We start from the raw sequence: 15,513 nt of genomic DNA, 5'->3' as shown, positions 1-15,513 counted from the left end.
GCTCCCACAAGGGTTCCGAGTTGCCCTTTCGAATAACAAGAATTCCGGGAGCCCGCCATGTCGGTCGATCCGCAACAACTGCTGCGCGAGCTGTTTGCCACAGCCATCGACGCGGCCCATCCGAACCAAGTCCTCGAAGCCCATTTGCCTGCTGACCGCACGGGGCGGGTGATCGTCATCGGTGCCGGCAAAGCCGCTGCTGCCATGGCGCAAGTGGTCGAGCGTTGCTGGGAGGGTGAAGTCACCGGCCTGGTGGTGACCCGCTACGGCCACGGCGCTCCGTGCGAAAAAATCGAAGTGGTCGAAGCCGCACACCCGGTGCCGGATGCGGCCGGTCTGGCCGTGGCCAAACGCGTGCTGGAGCTGGTCAGCAACCTGACTGAAGACGACCGCGTGATCTTCCTGCTCTCCGGCGGCGGCTCTGCCCTGCTCGCCCTGCCAGCCGAAGGCATCACCCTTGCCGACAAGCAGTCGATCAACAAGGCCCTGCTCAAATCCGGCGCGACCATCGGCGAGATGAACTGCGTGCGCAAGCACCTCTCGGCGATCAAGGGCGGCCGCCTCGGCAAGGCCTGCTGGCCGGCGACGGTTTACACCTACGCGATTTCCGATGTGCCGGGCGACCTCGCCACCGTCATGGCGTCTGGCCCGACCGTGGCCGATCCGAGCACTTCGGCCGAGGCGCTGGCGATCATCAAGCGCTACGGCATCGACATTCCCGCCTCCGTGCGTACTTGGCTGCAAAGTCCGGAATCAGAGACGGTCAAACCCGGCGACCCAAGCCTGACGCGCAGTCATTTCCAGTTGATCGCCCGCCCACAGCAATCGCTGGACGCGGCGGCGGTGAAATGCCGTCAGGCCGGTTTCAGCACCTTGATTCTCGGCGACCTGGAAGGCGAATCCCGTGAAGTGGCGAAAGTCCACGCCGGCATCGCCCGACAGATCATCCACCACGGCCAGCCACTGGCGGCGCCCTGCGTGATTCTCTCCGGCGGTGAAACAACGGTAACCGTGCGCGGCAATGGCCGTGGCGGACGCAACGCCGAATTCCTCCTCAGCCTGACCGACAGCCTCAAGGGCCAGCCCGGCGTCTACGCGCTGGCCGGCGACACCGATGGCATCGACGGCTCGGAAGACAACGCCGGCGCAATCATGACTCCGGACAGCTACGCCCGCGCCGCCGCACTGGGTCTGAGCGCCAGCGACGAGCTGGACAACAACAACGGCTACGGCTATTTCCAGGCGCTCGATGCGCTGATCGTCACCGAGCCGACCCGCACTAACGTCAACGACTTCCGCGCCATTCTGATCCTTGAGAACTGCAAATCATGACGCCTGATAAAAAGGTCAAAATCCTCGCCACCCTCGGCCCTGCCGTCGACGGTATCGACGACATCCGCGAGCTGGTCGAGGCCGGGGTCAACATCTTCCGCCTGAACTTCAGCCACGGCGATCACGCCGACCATGCCAAGCGCTATCAGTGGATCCGCGAAGTCGAGCGTCAGCTCAACTACCCACTGGGCATTCTGATGGATCTGCAGGGGCCGAAACTGCGCGTCGGCAAGTTCGCTGACGGCAAGGTGCAGTTGCATCGCGGTCAGGCGTTCCGCCTCGATCTCGATGCGACAGCGGGCGATGAGCGCCGGGTCAACCTGCCGCATCCGGAGATCATTGCTGCGCTGGAAGCCGGCATGGATCTGCTGCTCGACGACGGCAAACTGCGCCTGCGCGTGGTCACCAAGTACGCCGATGCGATCGACACCACCGTGCTCAACGGCGGCGAACTGTCTGATCGCAAAGGTGTGAACGTGCCGCAAGCGGTGCTCGACCTGAGCCCGCTGACCGCCAAGGATCGCCGCGATCTGAGCTTCGGCCTGGAATTGGGTGTGGACTGGGTCGCGCTGTCGTTCGTACAGCGCCCGCAGGACATTGTCGAAGCCCGCGCATTGATCGGCGACAAGGCGTTTCTGATGGCGAAAATCGAGAAACCTTCGGCGGTCGAGCAACTGCGTGAGATTGCTGAGTTGAGCGACGCGATCATGGTCGCTCGCGGTGACCTTGGTGTTGAAGTGCCGGCGGAAAGCGTGCCGCAGATTCAGAAAAACATCATCACCACCTGCCGTGCGCTGGGCAAGCCGGTGGTGGTGGCGACGCAAATGCTCGAGTCGATGCGCTTCTCCCCTGCCCCGACCCGCGCCGAAGTCACCGACGTCGCCAACGCCGTGGCCGAAGGCGCCGATGCGGTGATGCTCTCGGCGGAAACCGCGTCCGGCGAATACCCGCTGGAAGCCGTGCAGATGATGAGCAAGATCATCCGTCAGGTTGAGAACGGCCCGGATTATCAGACCCAGCTCGACGTCAGCCGACCGAAAGCCGAGGCGACGGTTTCCGATGCGATCAGTTGTGCGATCCGCCGGATCAGCAACGTGCTGCCGGTGGCGGTGCTGGTCAATTACAGCGAGTCCGGCGCCTCGACGTTGCGCGCATCGCGCGAGCGGCCAAAAGCGCCGATCCTCAATCTGACGCCGAACCTGCAAACCGCGCGGCGCTTGAGCGTGGCGTGGGGCATTCATTCGGTGGTCAACGATCGCCTGCGTCAGGTCGACGAAGTCTGCTCGACCGCACTGGAGATTGCTCAGGCGCAAGGCATGGCCGAGCGTGGCGACACGTTGCTGATCACCGCTGGCGTGCCGTTCGGGCAGCCGGGGTCGACCAATTCGCTGCGCATCGAGACGTTGATCTAACGCCCCACCATGATCGTTCCCACGCTCTGCGTGGGAACGCCTCAATGGACGCTCTGCGTCTGCTCTTGGGACGCGGAGCGTCCCGGGCTGCATTCCCACGCGGAGCGTGGGAACGATCAGTAACCCGGTTTCCCTGACTTTCAGAACTGCCATGCCTGCCAATCATTTCAACACCCACTGCCCCGACTGGGCCGAGGCTTTGCTCAACGGTTTCAGTCAGATTTTCTTTCAGCGTCATCCGCTGTGCGGCCTGCTGTGTCTGTTGGCGATTCTGCTGACCGCGCCGGTGCTGTTCGCCGGGGCGCTGCTTGGTGGCGTTGCCGGTCTGCTCACCGCGCAGCGGCGCAACTACGCCAAGGCCGATCGCCAGGCCGGGTTGTTCAGCTACAACGGCGTGCTGCTCGGCCTGCTGCTGAGCCTGTATTTCCCTTGGTCGCCACTGCTGCCGCCGTTGATTCTTGCAGCGGGCGGCTTGAGCGCGATGCTCACTCAGCAATGGCTCAAACACGTGTACCGCAGTCGCGCCATACCGGCGTATACCTCGCCGTTCGTGGCGCTCAGCTGGGTGCTGCTGATGTTCGCCGAGCCGTCCGCGCCGATGGCATTGGTCGACCTGAGCACGACAAATCTGCTCGCCGCTGAACTGCGCGGATTCGGCCAGGTGATGTTCCTCGACCATCCATTGGCCGGGGCGTTGATCGCCAGCGGTTTGCTGCTCGCCGATCGCCGCGCGTTCTGCTGGGCGCTGCTGGCGTCGGCGATCGGCCTCGGCTCGAGTCTGCTGCACCACGAAACGTCCGCCGCACTGCTCGGACTCGGTGGCTACAACGCCGTACTCGCCGCCCTTGCCTTCAGCGCTCAGCGACAAAATCCGTGGCTGCCGCTGCTCGCCATTGTCCTGGCGTTGCTGGTGACGCCACTGTTTGCCGCCCTTGGATTGGCGACTCTGACCGCGCCGTTCATCCTCGCCTGCTGGTTGATCCGGGCTGGCATTCAAATGCTTGGCAAAGCTTCGCTCGCGCATGAGTCTTGCGCTCACGAGGAGAATCACCCTAGGCTGCGCTGATCTTCGATTCAGGCGTTATCCATGGACAGCAGCAACAATTGGCGCGAACGGCTTTACGTCATGATCTTCCAGAGCGACACCCCGGCCGGGCGTCGCTTCGACGGCATCCTGCTGGTGATCATCCTCGCCAGCCTGGTGATCGTGATGCTCGACAGTATCGACAGCATTCATCGTAATTACGCCGACGTTCTGGCCTATATCGAGTGGGGCTTCACGGCGATTTTCCTCGGCGAGTACATCCTGCGTCTGTACTGCTCACCCAAGCCGCTGCGCTATGCCTTCAGCTTTTATGGCCTGGTGGATCTGCTGGCGATCGTGCCGGGCATCCTCGCGCTGTACTACAGCGATGCGCAGTATCTGCTGATCATCCGCATCATTCGGATGCTGCGGATTTTCCGCGTGCTCAAGCTCAGCCCGTATCTCAAGCAAGCCAACTATCTGATGTCGGCGCTGCGCGGCAGCAAGCAGAAAATCGTCGTGTTTCTGGTCAGCGTATGCACGCTGGTAACGGTGTTTGGCACGCTGATGTACGTGATCGAAGGCCCGGAACATGGTTTCACCAGTATTCCCAAGGGCATCTATTGGGCGATCGTGACCTTGACCACTGTGGGCTTCGGCGACATCGTGCCGAAGACGCCGCTGGGCCAGGTGATTTCCTCGCTGGTGATGATCACCGGTTATTCGATCATCGCCGTGCCCACAGGGATTTTCACCGCTGAGCTGGCCAACGCCATGCGCGGCGAACAGCTGCAACATGACTGCCCGAGCTGCCAGAAAAAGTCCCACGAGCAGAGCGCAGCGTTCTGTTCGCGCTGCGGCAGTCAGCTGTTCAAGAAAGTGGAATAAGCACAGAGCTTTTTAATCTTTAAGCGACTATGCGAGGCCCGCTATAGTCGCTGGCAAATCGCCTCATTTTTGACACGACACCCCACAGAACAAGGAATGCGCAGTGAAAAAACTCTTTGGCGCCTCACTTCTCGCCGCCGGCCTGGCCTTGGCCAACATTGCCCAGGCAGCACCGACGCTGCTCAACGTTTCCTACGACGTGATGCGCGATTTCTACAAGGACTACAACACTGCGTTCCAGAAGCACTGGCAAGCCGAGCACAACGAAAACATCACCGTGCAGATGTCCTTCGGCGGCTCGAGCAAGCAGGCGCGTTCGGTGATCGACGGCCTGCCGGCTGACGTCATTACCATGAACATGGCCACCGACATCAACGCCCTCGCCGACAACGGCAAACTGGTCCCGGACAATTGGGTCACGCGCCTGCCGAACAACAGCGCGCCGTTTACCTCGGCGACGGTGTTCATCGTCCGCAAGGGCAACCCGAAGGCCTTGAAAGACTGGCCGGATCTGCTCAAGGACGGCGTACAGGTGATCGTGCCGAACCCGAAAACTTCCGGTAATGGCCGCTACACCTACCTGTCAGCCTGGGGCTATGTGCTGAAAAACGGCGGCGACGAGAACAAGGCCAAGGACTTCGTCGGCAAGCTGTTCAAGCAGGCGCCGGTACTCGACACCGGTGGCCGCGCCGCCACCACCACGTTCATGACCAACCAGATCGGCGACGTGCTGGTGACCTTTGAAAACGAAGCGGAAATGATCGCTCGCGAGTTCGGTCGCGATCAGTTCGAAGTGATCTACCCAAGCGTCTCCGCAGAAGCCGAGCCACCGGTTTCGGTGGTCGATAAAGTCGTCGACAAGAAAGGCTCGCGCGCTGCGGCTGATGAGTATCTGAAGTACCTGTGGTCGCCGGAAGGACAGGAAATTGCGGCGGCCAACTACCTGCGCCCGCGTGACCCGGCGGTGCTGGCGAAGTACACCGACCGTTTCCCGAAAGTCGATTTCCTTTCGGTGGAGAAGACCTTTGGAGACTGGCGCACGGTGCAGAAAACCCACTTCAATGATGGTGGCGTGTTTGATCAGATTTATAGCGGGCAGTAAGGCTTGATCTGAAAAAATCAAAAGGCGACCCACCGAGGTCGCCTTTTTGTTGCGTGGCAATACCGGTCATTACACGGCGTAATAACAGTTATCATCCGAAAACGTCTTCTGCCAGTCCACGTTGTCCATTAGCCTCAGCCCTTTCCTGTGCCCGACCCGAGATTCCCTATGACCACCACTCCTCACGCAATGACCCGAGGCATGGTCCTGCTGTTCGCGTTCTGCTGCGGCGCCATCGTTGCCAACATCTACTACGCACAGCCGATCATCGGCCTGATCGCGCCGGACATCGGCCTCTCCGACACCATGGCCAGTTTCATCGTCTCGCTGACGCAGATCGGCTATGCGTTGGGCCTGTTCTTTCTGGTGCCATTGGGGGATCTGCTGGAGAACCGGCGGCTGATGATCATCACCACGGTCGTGGCGATTGCCAGTCTGCTGGGCGCAGCGTTTACCGAGCAGCCGAACGTGTTCCTGCTGATCTCGCTGCTGGTCGGTTTCAGCTCGGTGTCGGTGCAGATCCTGATTCCGCTGGCGGCGCATCTGGCGCCAGAAGAATCTCGTGGCCGCGTGGTCGGCGGGATCATGGGCGGTTTGCTGCTGGGCATTCTGTTGGCGCGACCGGTGTCGAGTGTGGTCGCCGATCACCTCGGCTGGCGCGCCATGTTCATGATCGCCGCTGCGTTGATGGCGACTATCAGCGTGGTGCTGGCGCTGACCGTGCCCAAGCGCCAGCCGGATCACAGCGCTACTTATGGCCAGTTGATCGGTTCGCTGTGGACACTGCTGCGCCAGCAACCGGTGCTGCGTCAGCGGGCGTTTTACCAGGGTTGCATGTTTGCCACGTTCAGCCTGTTCTGGACCGCCGTGCCGCTGGAGCTGGCACGCAACCATGGCCTGTCGCAAAGCGAGATCGCGATCTTCGCCCTTGTCGGCGCGATCGGTGCCATCGCGGCGCCAATCAGCGGCCGCCTCGCTGATGCCGGCCACACACGCATCGCCTCGCTGCTGGCCATGCTCTTCGCCAGCCTGAGTTTCCTGCCCGCCCTCATCCACCCGGCCTACAGCGTCATCGGCCTGGCCGTTACCGGCGTGGTGCTGGACTTCTGCGTACAGATGAACATGGTCCTCGGCCAACGCGCGGTGTACTCGCTGGACGCGAAAAGTCGGGGTCGTTTGAACGCGCTGTACATGACCAGCATCTTCATCGGCGGCGCCTTCGGCTCGTCGGTGGCCAGCGCGGTGTACGAGCATGGCGGCTGGTTGTGGATCGTGATTGTCGGCAGCGTCTTTCCGCTGTTGGCGTTGCTGCGGTTTTTGAGTGCATCGCAAAACGCTGCGCTGGCGCAGCGAAAAGTCGCGTCCTGACGCGATGTCATAGTGGGAGCGAGCCTGCTCGCGAAGGCGGTGTGTCAGCCACAGATCAGTGCCTGACCTGACGCCTTCGCGAGCAGGCTCGCTCCCACAATTGCGCAAACCCTCAATACCGAACCAGTTTCTCCATCGCCGCATCCGCCAGAAACGAGGAGCGGCTTTTGACGTTGTGCTCGCGTACATAGCGATCAATACGCTGAATGACATAGCCGGGCAGCGTAACGTTGACCTTTTCGGTCTTGCCCAGGTACGGCGAGATATCCAGCTCCAGCATGCCCCAGCCCATCTCGGCAAAATCCGGATGATTGCGATGCGCCGCTGCCGAGGTCGGCATCGGAATCGCCTGACCGGCCGCCGCGATCTCCTGCAGCATGAGGTGAGCCACTTCCACGGCCGCGTTGTAGGCCTCCTCAAAGCTGTCCCCGGCCGTGACTGCGCCGGGAATATCGGGGATCTGAATGCCGATGGCAGTGTTCTCGTCACCCCACTCGATGCAGATGGGATATTGCATTACGGATCTCCTTCATGACGGGTTGGCGGGCTGAATAACCCCGCGCGCCGCCGAATGCTTTTGACTGTCCCCAGCGGTAAATCCTTTTTCGGATGCGGGACGGCAATCGTGTTCGGGTTGTAACGATGAGTGAAGATGTGATGACTGCCCGCAACCCGATCCAGCGTCCAGTCCGCCTCCTCCAGCTCCTTCATCAATAGCCTGCTCTGCACCAACCGCCTCCTTGGCCTGGCCCATCAAAAGTAACTCTAGAGTTATCTTTACTCAAGCACAGAATGGGACGGGGTGATGGTTGGTAGTTTTACAAGGTGTGATTCAAACGGTAAAAAAAACGGCGATCCCAGGATCGCCGTTTCTCTTACTGCCCGAACTTCTTCCCCAACCCCGGCGGGACGCCGTGGATGTTGGTGTCTTCCCACGGGCCGTTGGGGCTGACCGAGCGGCTCCAGCCGTTGTTCCAGCGGTAGTAGGTGCGCTGGCGGTAGAAGGTGTTGGTCTGATCGTCGAGGACGTAGACGCCGAGTTTCTGATCCCAGTGGCTGTTGCCGCCCGGTGGTGGGGCGAAGCTGGCCGAGGTGCGGGGCACGGGCTTGGCGGGTTTGGCCGGGATGCTTTTGCCGGGGGTCGGCGAGGTCGACGGGGTTGGGCTTGGCTGAGACGGCGGGATCGGCGGCAGGCTGGTGGTCGGTTCCGGGCGTTGTACCGCACATGCACTCAAGCCCAGGGCCAGTGTGAGGACTGTGATGCGGGCGATGGTGTGCATGGCGGTGCTTTCCTGTTGGATCCGGTTATTTGTCCGGGCTGTCGATAGTCAGTTTTTGTGGCGCGGTGGTGCTGCTGGCCAGTGGGCCGCTACGACCGATCCACTCACCGGAGGTCGGTTGACCGGCCCGTGAGATGCGCGCAACCAGTTGGACTTCAGGGAAGTTGGACAGTTTCAACTGCGGCATCATCGCGTCGGCATCGCCCAGTTCGACGGTCACTGGCAGGTCAGCCACGGTCAGGCGTTTGGCCGCCAGCGGCGCCGGTGGGCCTGATGTGGCGCGGGCGAAGATGAACACGCTGTCGCCCGGTTGCACCTTGCCTTTGAGTTCGCTGGCCAGATCCACGCTGACTTTCAGTAACGCAGCTTTCGGCGCCGGCGCCTGGGCAACCTTGCCGCCGCTGGCTTTCAGGCGTTCGGCGGCACGTTCGATGCCGCCTTGCAGCGCAGCGCGAGAGTTGTCATCCGGCGGCAGTTGCGCGAGCAGGCGATTCCAGTAGTCGATGGCCTCCTGATAACGCTCACCTTCGAACGCGGCGATGCCGAGCAGGCCGAGGCTGGTGACTTCTTTCGGATCAGCCTTCAGCGCTTCGTCGGTCAGTTTCTGAATCTGCTCCGACCACTTTTTACCGTCAGCAAAATACTGCGCCTGCGCCCATTGGCCGAGCAGCTCCGGCTGGCGACCAGCGAGGTTGGCGGCGCGTTCGAACATCTTCGCCGCGTCTGCCGGGCGGTCCTGAGCCATGTAGGTACGGCCGAGGAAATACAGACCTTCAGCGGAATCCGGTTGTGCGGCGACCGCACGTTCCAGACGCTGGGTCATCTCTTCCATCGACTGCGGTGCCTGAGCGAATTCGCGGGTCAGTTCGACCTTGTCGGCGGCGCCGAAATGCAGGTACAGACCGAGGCCCAGCACCGGTACCAGCACGGCGGCCAGCAGCGGCAACGGTTTACCCAGACGGGAGACACGCGGCGCGGCGGCGCCTTCGGTGTCGGCGAGCAGTTCACGCGCAGCTTCCGCGCGGCCGCTGTCCAGTTGCGCGGCGTCGAGCACGCCCTCGGCCTGCTGCGCTTGCAGCTCGGCCACCCGTTCCTGGTACAGCGCGACGTTCAACGCGGTGCGATCTTCTTCCCGCTGGGCGCGGCGTTCGCGCAGCACCGGGATCAGCAGAAAACTCAGGGCGACCAGAAGCAACAGCCCTGCGGCGAGCCAGAAATCAATCATTCTTGGTTTTTATCCAACAGTTGGTCGAGACGCTGACGTTCTTCTGCAGACAGCGATGACGGCGTTTCGGCACGCTGCCCGCGACGCCTGCGCACGATCAGCGCGATCACCACGAAACCACCGAGCAGCAGCCCGGCCGGGCCGAACCACAGCAGCGCGGTCTTGGCATTGAGCGCCGGTTTGTAGCGGACGAAATCACCGTAGCGATCGACCATGAAGTCGATGATCTGCTGATTGTCCTTGCCCTCGCCGAGCATGCGGAAAATCTCCTTGCGCAGGTCGGCGGCGATGGGTGCGTTGGAGTCGGCAATGTCCTGGTTCTGGCATTTGGGGCAGCGCAGTTCCTTGGTCAGTTCGCGGAAACGCTCGCGGTCGCCCTCTTTGGCAAATTCGTAGGTGTCGATGGCCGCGTGGGCGACACCGGCCAGGCTCAAGCCCAACACCACGGCTGCGAGAAAACGCTTCATGGCTTGGCCTCATCGACCAGCGCCTGATACTTGGCCGCGAGTTTTTCGCGCCAGACCTGCTCGTCGATCACCCCGACGAACTTGTCGCGGATGATGCCTTTGGCGTCGATGAAGAAGGTTTCCGGCGCGCCGTAGACACCAAGATTCAAGCCCAGCGAACCCTCGTCGTCACGAATATCCAGCGCATACGGATTCTGGAACTCGGCCAGCCACTTCAAGGCGTCGGCATTGGTGTCCTTGTAGTTGATGCCGTAGATCACCACGCCGCGCTCGGCGAGTTTGTTCAGCACCGGGTGCTCGACCCGGCAGGAAATGCACCAGGTGCCCCAGACATTGACCAGCGCCGGTTTGCCGAGAATGTCGGCCTTGGTCAGCGTCTTGTCACCCTGCACACTCGGCAGGGAAAACTCGGGGAACGGCTTGTCGATCATCGCCGACGGCAGCTCCGCCGGGTCCAGATACAGCCCACGATAAAGAAACACTGCCACCAGCAGAAAAATCGCCAGCGGTAACAACATCAACCAACGCCTCATGCCGCCGCTCCCGTCATGCCCAGCGCTTCGCGCACTTTGCTTTTCACCTTGACCCGATAACGCCGATCCAGCGCCGCCAGCAAACCACCCAATCCGGTGAGCAAGCCGCCGAACCAGATCCAGCGCACGAACGGTTTGACGTGTACGCGCACGGCCCAGGCGCCGTTATCCAGCGGCTCGCCGAGGGCGACGTAAAGATCGCGGGTGAAACCGGCATCGATGCCGGCTTCGGTCATCACCGAGTTCTGCACGGTGTACAGACGTTTTTCCGGGTGCAGCACGCTGATTTCCTGGCCGTCACGAATGACGCGGATGGTGCCTTTGTCCGAGGTGAAATTCGGCCCTTCGAAATGCTTGGCGCCTTCGAAGACGAATTGATAGCCGGCCAGGTCCATCGACTCGCCCGGCGCCAGACGCAGGTCGCGCTCGGCACTGTTCTGGCTCGACAACACCACGCCCAGCGCGCACACGGCGATGCCGAGGTGGGCGATCTGCATGCCCCAATAACTGCGGGTCAGCGTCGGCAAACCTTTGATCAGGCCTTTGTGCCGGGTCTTGTCGAACAGATCGCGCACGCCGGCGAGCAACACCCACGCCGCCAGCAGGAACGTCGCGATCACTGCCCAGTTGAAATCGCCGTACGCCACGCCGGCCACCACGGCCAATGCGACGCTGCCGAGCAGCACCGGAGTGAGCATGCTCGCCAGCCATTTCACTGGCGTGTCCTTCCAGCGCACGATCACACCGATCGCCATCACCAGCATCAGCAACGCCATCAACGGGATGAACAGCGCATTGAAGTACGGCGGGCCGACCGACAGCTTGGCGCCGCTGATGGCATCAAGAATCAGCGGATACAACGTGCCAAGCAGGATCATCGACGCGGCCACGACCAGCACCAGGTTGTTGCCCAGCAGCAAGGTTTCCCGCGACCACAGGTTGAAGCCAACCTGACTTTTCACCACCGGCGCACGCAGCGCAAACAGCGTCAACGAACCGCCGACCACGAACAGCAGGAAAATCAGGATGAACACACCGCGCTCGGGATCCGAAGCGAAGGCATGCACCGAAGTCAGCACGCCCGAGCGTACGAGGAAGGTGCCGAGCAGGCTCAACGAAAAAGCGGCAATCGCCAGCAACACCGTCCAGCTCTTGAACACGCCGCGTTTCTCGGTGACCGCCAGCGAGTGAATCAACGCGGTGCCGACCAGCCATGGCATGAACGAGGCGTTTTCCACCGGGTCCCAGAACCACCAGCCGCCCCAGCCGAGTTCGTAATACGCCCACCACGAACCGAGGGTGATGCCGATACCGAGGAAGGCCCAGGCGACGATGGTCCATGGCCGCGACCAGCGCGCCCATGCCGCATCGAGACGGCCGCCGAGCAGCGCGGCGATGGCAAATGCGAAGGCCACAGAGAAACCGACGTAGCCCATGTACAGCATCGGCGGATGCACGATCAGGCCAATGTCTTGCAGCAACGGGTTAAGGTCGCGACCGTCCGCCGGAATCTGTGGCAGGATCCGCGAAAACGGGTTCGAGGTAAGAATCAGGAACAGCAGGAAACCGGTGCTGATCATGCCCATCACCGCCAGGACGCGGGCGAGCATGACTTGCGGCAACTGCCGGGAGAACACCGACACGGCGAAGGTCCAGCCGCCGAGGATCAACGCCCACAGCAGCAGGGAACCTTCGTGGGCGCCCCACACCGCGCTGAATTTGTAGTACCAGGGCAGCGCGCTGTTGGAATTCATCGCCACGTAGCCGACCGAAAAATCGTCGGTCATGAACGCGTAGATCAAGCAGCCAAAGGCAAACAGCAGAAAGGCAAACTGGCCCCACGCCGCCGGTTGCGCCAGGCTCATCCACAAGCGGTCACCGCGCCACGCGCCGAGCATCGGCACCAGCGCTTGGACCAGTGCAAAACACAGCGCGAGGATCATCGCCAGATGGCCCAGCTCAGGAATAAACAGTGCGGCGGCCATTGATCAACCCTCCTTCACAGGCGTCGGTGCGGATTGACCGCTGTCCTTCAGCGCTTTGGTCACTTCCGGCGGCATGTATTTCTCGTCATGCTTGGCCAGCACTTCATCGGCGACCACCACGCCATCAGCGTTGAGCTTGCCGAGGGCGACAATGCCCTGCCCTTCGCGGAACAGATCCGGGAGGATGCCGCGATAGGCGATGGTCACGGATTTGTTGAAATCGGTGACGACGAATTTGACGTCCAGCGAATCCTTGGAGCGTTGCAGCGAACCGGCCTCGACCATGCCGCCGGCGCGGATGCGCGTGTCCTGCGGCGCTTCGCCGTTGGCGATCTGCGTCGGTGTGTAAAACAGATTGATGTTTTCCTGCAACGCGCTCAGGGCCAGGCCGACAGCAGCGCCCACTCCGACCAGAATCGCCAGAATGATGATCAGACGTTTTTTGCGCAGCGCATTCACTTGCCGTTCTCCCGACGCAGACGACGCGCCTCTTGTTGCAGATAACGCTTGCGCGCCGCAATCGGCGCCACCACGTTGAGGGCCAGCACCGCCAGACAGATGCCGTAGGCCGACCAGACATACAGGCCGTGATGGCCCATGGCGAGAAAATCGCCGAATGAAGCAAAACTCATCGCACCGCCTCCAGACTCTGCTGCACTTCAGTCTTCACCCAACTGGCGCGGGCTTCGCGCTTGAGCACTTCAAGACGCATGCGCAGCAACAGCACGGCGCCGAAGAAGCAGTAGAAACCCAGCACCGTCAGCAGCAGCGGCAGCCACATTTCCGCGGGCATCGCCGGTTTTTCCGTGAGGGTGAACGTCGCGCCCTGGTGCAGGGTGTTCCACCACTCCACCGAGTATTTGATGATCGGAATGTTGATCACGCCAACTATCGCCAGCACCGCGCAGGCCTTGGCGGCGCTGTCGCGGTTGCTGATGGCATTGCCCAGCGCGATCACGCCGAAATACAGAAACAGCAGAATCAACATTGAGGTCAGGCGCGCATCCCACACCCACCACGAGCCCCAGGTCGGTTTGCCCCAGATGGCCCCGGTAACCAGCGCCACGGCGGTCATCCACGCACCGATCGGTGCGGCGCATTGCAGGGCGACATCGGCCAGTTTCATCTTCCACACCAGCCCGACCACACCGCACACCGCGAGCATCACGTAGATCGACTGGGCGAGCATCGCTGCAGGTACGTGGATATAGATGATGCGGAAGCTGTTGCCTTGCTGGTAATCCGGCGGCGCGAAGGCCAGGCCCCAGACCACGCCAACGCCGATCAGCAGCAACGCTGCAATGCTCAACCACGGCAGGAACTTGCCGCTGATGCCGTAGAACCACTTGGGCGAGCCGAGCTTGTGAAACCAGGTCCAGTTCATACTGTTTCCATCACGGTTGCCGCTCATCATCGCGAGCTGGCAGAGGGTCATGCCTTTCTTCTGGAAGAAGTGGTCAATTTTTGACCAGGCCTCATTATTATTCGCCGACGCTGATCTTCAGGCCAGCGGCTATTGCAAAGGGTGTCAGGGTGATCGCCAGCGCTGTGAGGCTGGCCATCCACAACAGGTATCCGGTCGCCGGCATGCCCTGCAGCGCCGCTTGCAACGCGCCGCTGCCAAGGATCAACACCGGGATGTACAACGGCAGAATCAGCAGCGCCAGCAACAGACCGCCGCGCTTCAGCCCGACCGTCAGCGCCGCGCCGACTGCACCGAGCAGGCTCAACACCGGCGTACCGAGCAACAACGACAGCAGCAGCACCGGCAGGCACGCGGCCGGCAAACCGAGCATCAGCGCCAGCAACGGCGACAGCAGCACCAGTGCCAGACCGGAAAACAGCCAGTGTGCCAGCACCTTGGCCAGGACCAGAAGCGGCAGCGGGTGCGACGAAAGGACCCACTGTTCCAGCGAGCCGTCTTCGAAGTCACTGCGAAACAATCCGTCCAGCGACAGCAGGACCGACAACAACGCCGCCACCCAGACTAACCCCGGGGACAGGTTTTGCAAGACTTGAGTTTCCGGGCCGACGGCCAGCGGGAAAAGGGCAATGACGATGGCAAAGAAAATCAGCGGATTGGCCAGCTCCGCCGGGCGGCGGAACAGCAGTCGCGATTCGCGGGCAAGCAGCAGGCCGAAGACACTCATACCGCCCATTTCCCCAGATCGATGTCGCGGTAACCGGGCGGCATGCGGCTCAGCGTATGGTGCGTGGTCAGCACCACCAGGCCGCCGCGTTCGCAATGCCCGGCCAGATGCTCTTCCAACTGAGCGACGCCCTGCTTGTCCAGCGCGGTGAACGGTTCGTCGAGAATCCACAACGGCGGGCTGTCCAGATACAAGCGCGCCAGCGCTACACGACGCTGCTGGCCGGCGGAAAGGCTGTGGCAGGGAACGTCTTCGAAACCGCGCAATCCTACTGCTGCCAGAGCCTGCCAGATCGCCTCGCGTTCGGCGGGATGATGCAGGGCGCAGAGCCACGAGAGGTTTTCTTCGGGAGTGAGCAGATCCTTGATCCCGGCGGCGTGGCCGATCCACAACAGGTTTCGCGCCAGTTCGCTGCGTTGCTCGGTCAGCGGCTGACCGTTGAGCAGCACCTGGCCATCGGTGGGTTGCATCAAACCGGCGAGCAGACGTAAAAGACTGGTCTTGCCGCTGCCGTTGGGGCCGCTGATCTGCACCATGTCACCACTGGCCAGGCGCAATTCGAGGTTTTCGAAGAGCAGCCGCAGATCGCGTTCACACGCCAGGGCAACGGTTTGCAGGACAGGACTGGTCAAGGGATCACGGGCCTTATACGGTTCAAGTCGGCTCTGGAGCGGCCGTTAAAGAGATGCAGCATAGATGCTTTGATCGCTCGATCTGGCGAGCTGGATCAAACAATTGCCAGGTTTT

Annotated in this window: 18 protein-coding genes; 6 read left to right on the top strand and 12 right to left on the bottom strand. The window is 61.8% G+C overall.

What is annotated here, in order from left to right:
* Positions 1 to 57 precede the first annotated feature (57 nt).
* The 6 genes from OC605_RS15485 to OC605_RS15460 all read left to right on the top strand — a co-directional run bounded on the left by OC605_RS15485 (position 58) and on the right by OC605_RS15460 (position 7,126).
* Positions 58 to 1,332, top strand: coding sequence for a glycerate kinase (locus OC605_RS15485; protein ID WP_262137996.1), 1,275 nt, complete (start codon positions 58 to 60; stop codon positions 1,330 to 1,332).
* Positions 1,329 to 2,744, top strand: a complete 1,416-nt coding sequence (gene pyk / locus OC605_RS15480; RefSeq protein ID WP_133340666.1) for a pyruvate kinase — start codon at positions 1,329 to 1,331, stop codon at positions 2,742 to 2,744. The genes OC605_RS15485 and pyk overlap by 4 nt, the downstream gene beginning before the upstream one ends.
* Positions 2,745 to 2,895: 151 nt before the next feature.
* Complete coding sequence (locus tag OC605_RS15475; RefSeq protein ID WP_262137994.1) at positions 2,896 to 3,810, top strand: urea transporter; 915 nt, start codon at positions 2,896 to 2,898, stop codon at positions 3,808 to 3,810.
* A gap of 21 nt (positions 3,811 to 3,831) precedes the next feature.
* Positions 3,832 to 4,656 (top strand): ion transporter, encoded by an 825-nt coding sequence (locus tag OC605_RS15470; RefSeq protein ID WP_186565946.1) that lies wholly within the window; start codon positions 3,832 to 3,834, stop codon positions 4,654 to 4,656.
* A gap of 103 nt (positions 4,657 to 4,759) precedes the next feature.
* A complete protein-coding gene (locus OC605_RS15465; RefSeq protein WP_016771033.1) occupies positions 4,760 to 5,758 on the top strand; it encodes a sulfate ABC transporter substrate-binding protein in 999 nt (332 codons plus the stop codon).
* Between the two features lie 168 nt (positions 5,759 to 5,926).
* On the top strand, positions 5,927 to 7,126 hold the full coding sequence (locus OC605_RS15460; RefSeq protein WP_262137992.1) for an MFS transporter: 1,200 nt from the start codon (positions 5,927 to 5,929) through the stop codon (positions 7,124 to 7,126).
* 112 nt (positions 7,127 to 7,238) lie between these two features.
* Here OC605_RS15460 and OC605_RS15455 read toward each other — a convergent pair whose 3' ends face one another.
* From OC605_RS15455 to ccmA, 12 genes are all read right to left on the bottom strand, one after another.
* Complete coding sequence (locus tag OC605_RS15455; protein WP_016771035.1) at positions 7,239 to 7,643, bottom strand: type II toxin-antitoxin system HicB family antitoxin; 405 nt, start codon at positions 7,641 to 7,643, stop codon at positions 7,239 to 7,241.
* A complete protein-coding gene (locus OC605_RS15450; RefSeq protein WP_130887162.1) occupies positions 7,643 to 7,855 on the bottom strand; it encodes a type II toxin-antitoxin system HicA family toxin in 213 nt (70 codons plus the stop codon). The genes OC605_RS15455 and OC605_RS15450 overlap by 1 nt, the downstream gene beginning before the upstream one ends.
* A gap of 146 nt (positions 7,856 to 8,001) precedes the next feature.
* Complete coding sequence (locus OC605_RS15445; RefSeq protein WP_073472737.1) at positions 8,002 to 8,406, bottom strand: hypothetical protein; 405 nt, start codon at positions 8,404 to 8,406, stop codon at positions 8,002 to 8,004.
* A 25-nt stretch (positions 8,407 to 8,431) separates the two neighbouring features.
* On the bottom strand, positions 8,432 to 9,631 hold the full coding sequence (gene ccmI / locus OC605_RS15440) for a c-type cytochrome biogenesis protein CcmI (RefSeq protein ID WP_262137989.1): 1,200 nt from the start codon (positions 9,629 to 9,631) through the stop codon (positions 8,432 to 8,434).
* The gene (locus OC605_RS15435) at positions 9,628 to 10,098 is read right to left on the bottom strand and encodes a cytochrome c-type biogenesis protein (RefSeq protein ID WP_016771041.1); all 471 of its coding nucleotides are present in this window, start codon (positions 10,096 to 10,098) and stop codon (positions 9,628 to 9,630) included. Before OC605_RS15435 ends, ccmI begins: the two co-directional genes overlap by 4 nt.
* Positions 10,095 to 10,631 carry a DsbE family thiol:disulfide interchange protein gene (locus OC605_RS15430; RefSeq protein WP_262137986.1) on the bottom strand — a complete coding sequence of 179 codons (537 nt, stop codon included), beginning with the start codon at positions 10,629 to 10,631 and terminating at the stop codon, positions 10,095 to 10,097. The genes OC605_RS15435 and OC605_RS15430 overlap by 4 nt, the downstream gene beginning before the upstream one ends.
* Positions 10,628 to 12,616: a heme lyase CcmF/NrfE family subunit gene (locus OC605_RS15425; RefSeq protein WP_262137984.1), complete on the bottom strand. Its 1,989-nt coding sequence runs from the start codon at positions 12,614 to 12,616 to the stop codon at positions 10,628 to 10,630. Before OC605_RS15425 ends, OC605_RS15430 begins: the two co-directional genes overlap by 4 nt.
* Before the next feature lie 3 nt (positions 12,617 to 12,619).
* The gene (gene ccmE, locus OC605_RS15420; protein WP_016771044.1) at positions 12,620 to 13,075 is read right to left on the bottom strand and encodes a cytochrome c maturation protein CcmE; all 456 of its coding nucleotides are present in this window, start codon (positions 13,073 to 13,075) and stop codon (positions 12,620 to 12,622) included.
* Positions 13,072 to 13,248 (bottom strand): heme exporter protein CcmD, encoded by a 177-nt coding sequence (gene ccmD, locus OC605_RS15415; protein ID WP_016771045.1) that lies wholly within the window; start codon positions 13,246 to 13,248, stop codon positions 13,072 to 13,074. Before ccmD ends, ccmE begins: the two co-directional genes overlap by 4 nt.
* A complete protein-coding gene (locus tag OC605_RS15410) occupies positions 13,245 to 14,000 on the bottom strand; it encodes a heme ABC transporter permease (protein WP_122611635.1) in 756 nt (251 codons plus the stop codon). Before OC605_RS15410 ends, ccmD begins: the two co-directional genes overlap by 4 nt.
* 97 nt (positions 14,001 to 14,097) lie before the next feature.
* Positions 14,098 to 14,766, bottom strand: a complete 669-nt coding sequence (ccmB, locus tag OC605_RS15405; protein ID WP_039763615.1) for a heme exporter protein CcmB — start codon at positions 14,764 to 14,766, stop codon at positions 14,098 to 14,100.
* Positions 14,763 to 15,398, bottom strand: coding sequence for a cytochrome c biogenesis heme-transporting ATPase CcmA (ccmA, locus tag OC605_RS15400; protein WP_217863992.1), 636 nt, complete (start codon positions 15,396 to 15,398; stop codon positions 14,763 to 14,765). Before ccmA ends, ccmB begins: the two co-directional genes overlap by 4 nt.
* Positions 15,399 to 15,513 lie beyond the last annotated feature (115 nt).

The organism is Pseudomonas sp. Marseille-Q5117 (assembly GCF_946901175.1).
GTDB lineage: Bacteria > Pseudomonadota > Gammaproteobacteria > Pseudomonadales > Pseudomonadaceae > Aquipseudomonas > Aquipseudomonas iranensis.
Note: the sequence above shows the minus strand (reverse complement) of the source record. Positions and strands in the feature narration are given on the sequence as shown.

Coding starts and splice junctions, on each gene's coding strand:
- OC605_RS15485 (WP_262137996.1), top strand. CDS start 58: ATGTCGGTCGATCCGCAACAACTGCTGCGCGAGCTGTTTGCCACAGCC.
- pyk (WP_133340666.1), top strand. CDS start 1,329: ATGACGCCTGATAAAAAGGTCAAAATCCTCGCCACCCTCGGCCCTGCC.
- OC605_RS15475 (WP_262137994.1), top strand. CDS start 2,896: ATGCCTGCCAATCATTTCAACACCCACTGCCCCGACTGGGCCGAGGCT.
- OC605_RS15470 (WP_186565946.1), top strand. CDS start 3,832: ATGGACAGCAGCAACAATTGGCGCGAACGGCTTTACGTCATGATCTTC.
- OC605_RS15460 (WP_262137992.1), top strand. CDS start 5,927: ATGACCACCACTCCTCACGCAATGACCCGAGGCATGGTCCTGCTGTTC.
- OC605_RS15455 (WP_016771035.1), bottom strand. CDS start 7,643: ATGCAATATCCCATCTGCATCGAGTGGGGTGACGAGAACACTGCCATC.
- OC605_RS15445 (WP_073472737.1), bottom strand. CDS start 8,406: ATGCACACCATCGCCCGCATCACAGTCCTCACACTGGCCCTGGGCTTG.
- ccmI (WP_262137989.1), bottom strand. CDS start 9,631: ATGATTGATTTCTGGCTCGCCGCAGGGCTGTTGCTTCTGGTCGCCCTG.
- OC605_RS15435 (WP_016771041.1), bottom strand. CDS start 10,098: ATGAAGCGTTTTCTCGCAGCCGTGGTGTTGGGCTTGAGCCTGGCCGGT.
- OC605_RS15430 (WP_262137986.1), bottom strand. CDS start 10,631: ATGAGGCGTTGGTTGATGTTGTTACCGCTGGCGATTTTTCTGCTGGTG.
- OC605_RS15425 (WP_262137984.1), bottom strand. CDS start 12,616: ATGGCCGCCGCACTGTTTATTCCTGAGCTGGGCCATCTGGCGATGATC.
- ccmD (WP_016771045.1), bottom strand. CDS start 13,248: ATGAGTTTTGCTTCATTCGGCGATTTTCTCGCCATGGGCCATCACGGC.
- OC605_RS15410 (WP_122611635.1), bottom strand. CDS start 14,000: ATGAACTGGACCTGGTTTCACAAGCTCGGCTCGCCCAAGTGGTTCTAC.
- ccmB (WP_039763615.1), bottom strand. CDS start 14,766: ATGAGTGTCTTCGGCCTGCTGCTTGCCCGCGAATCGCGACTGCTGTTC.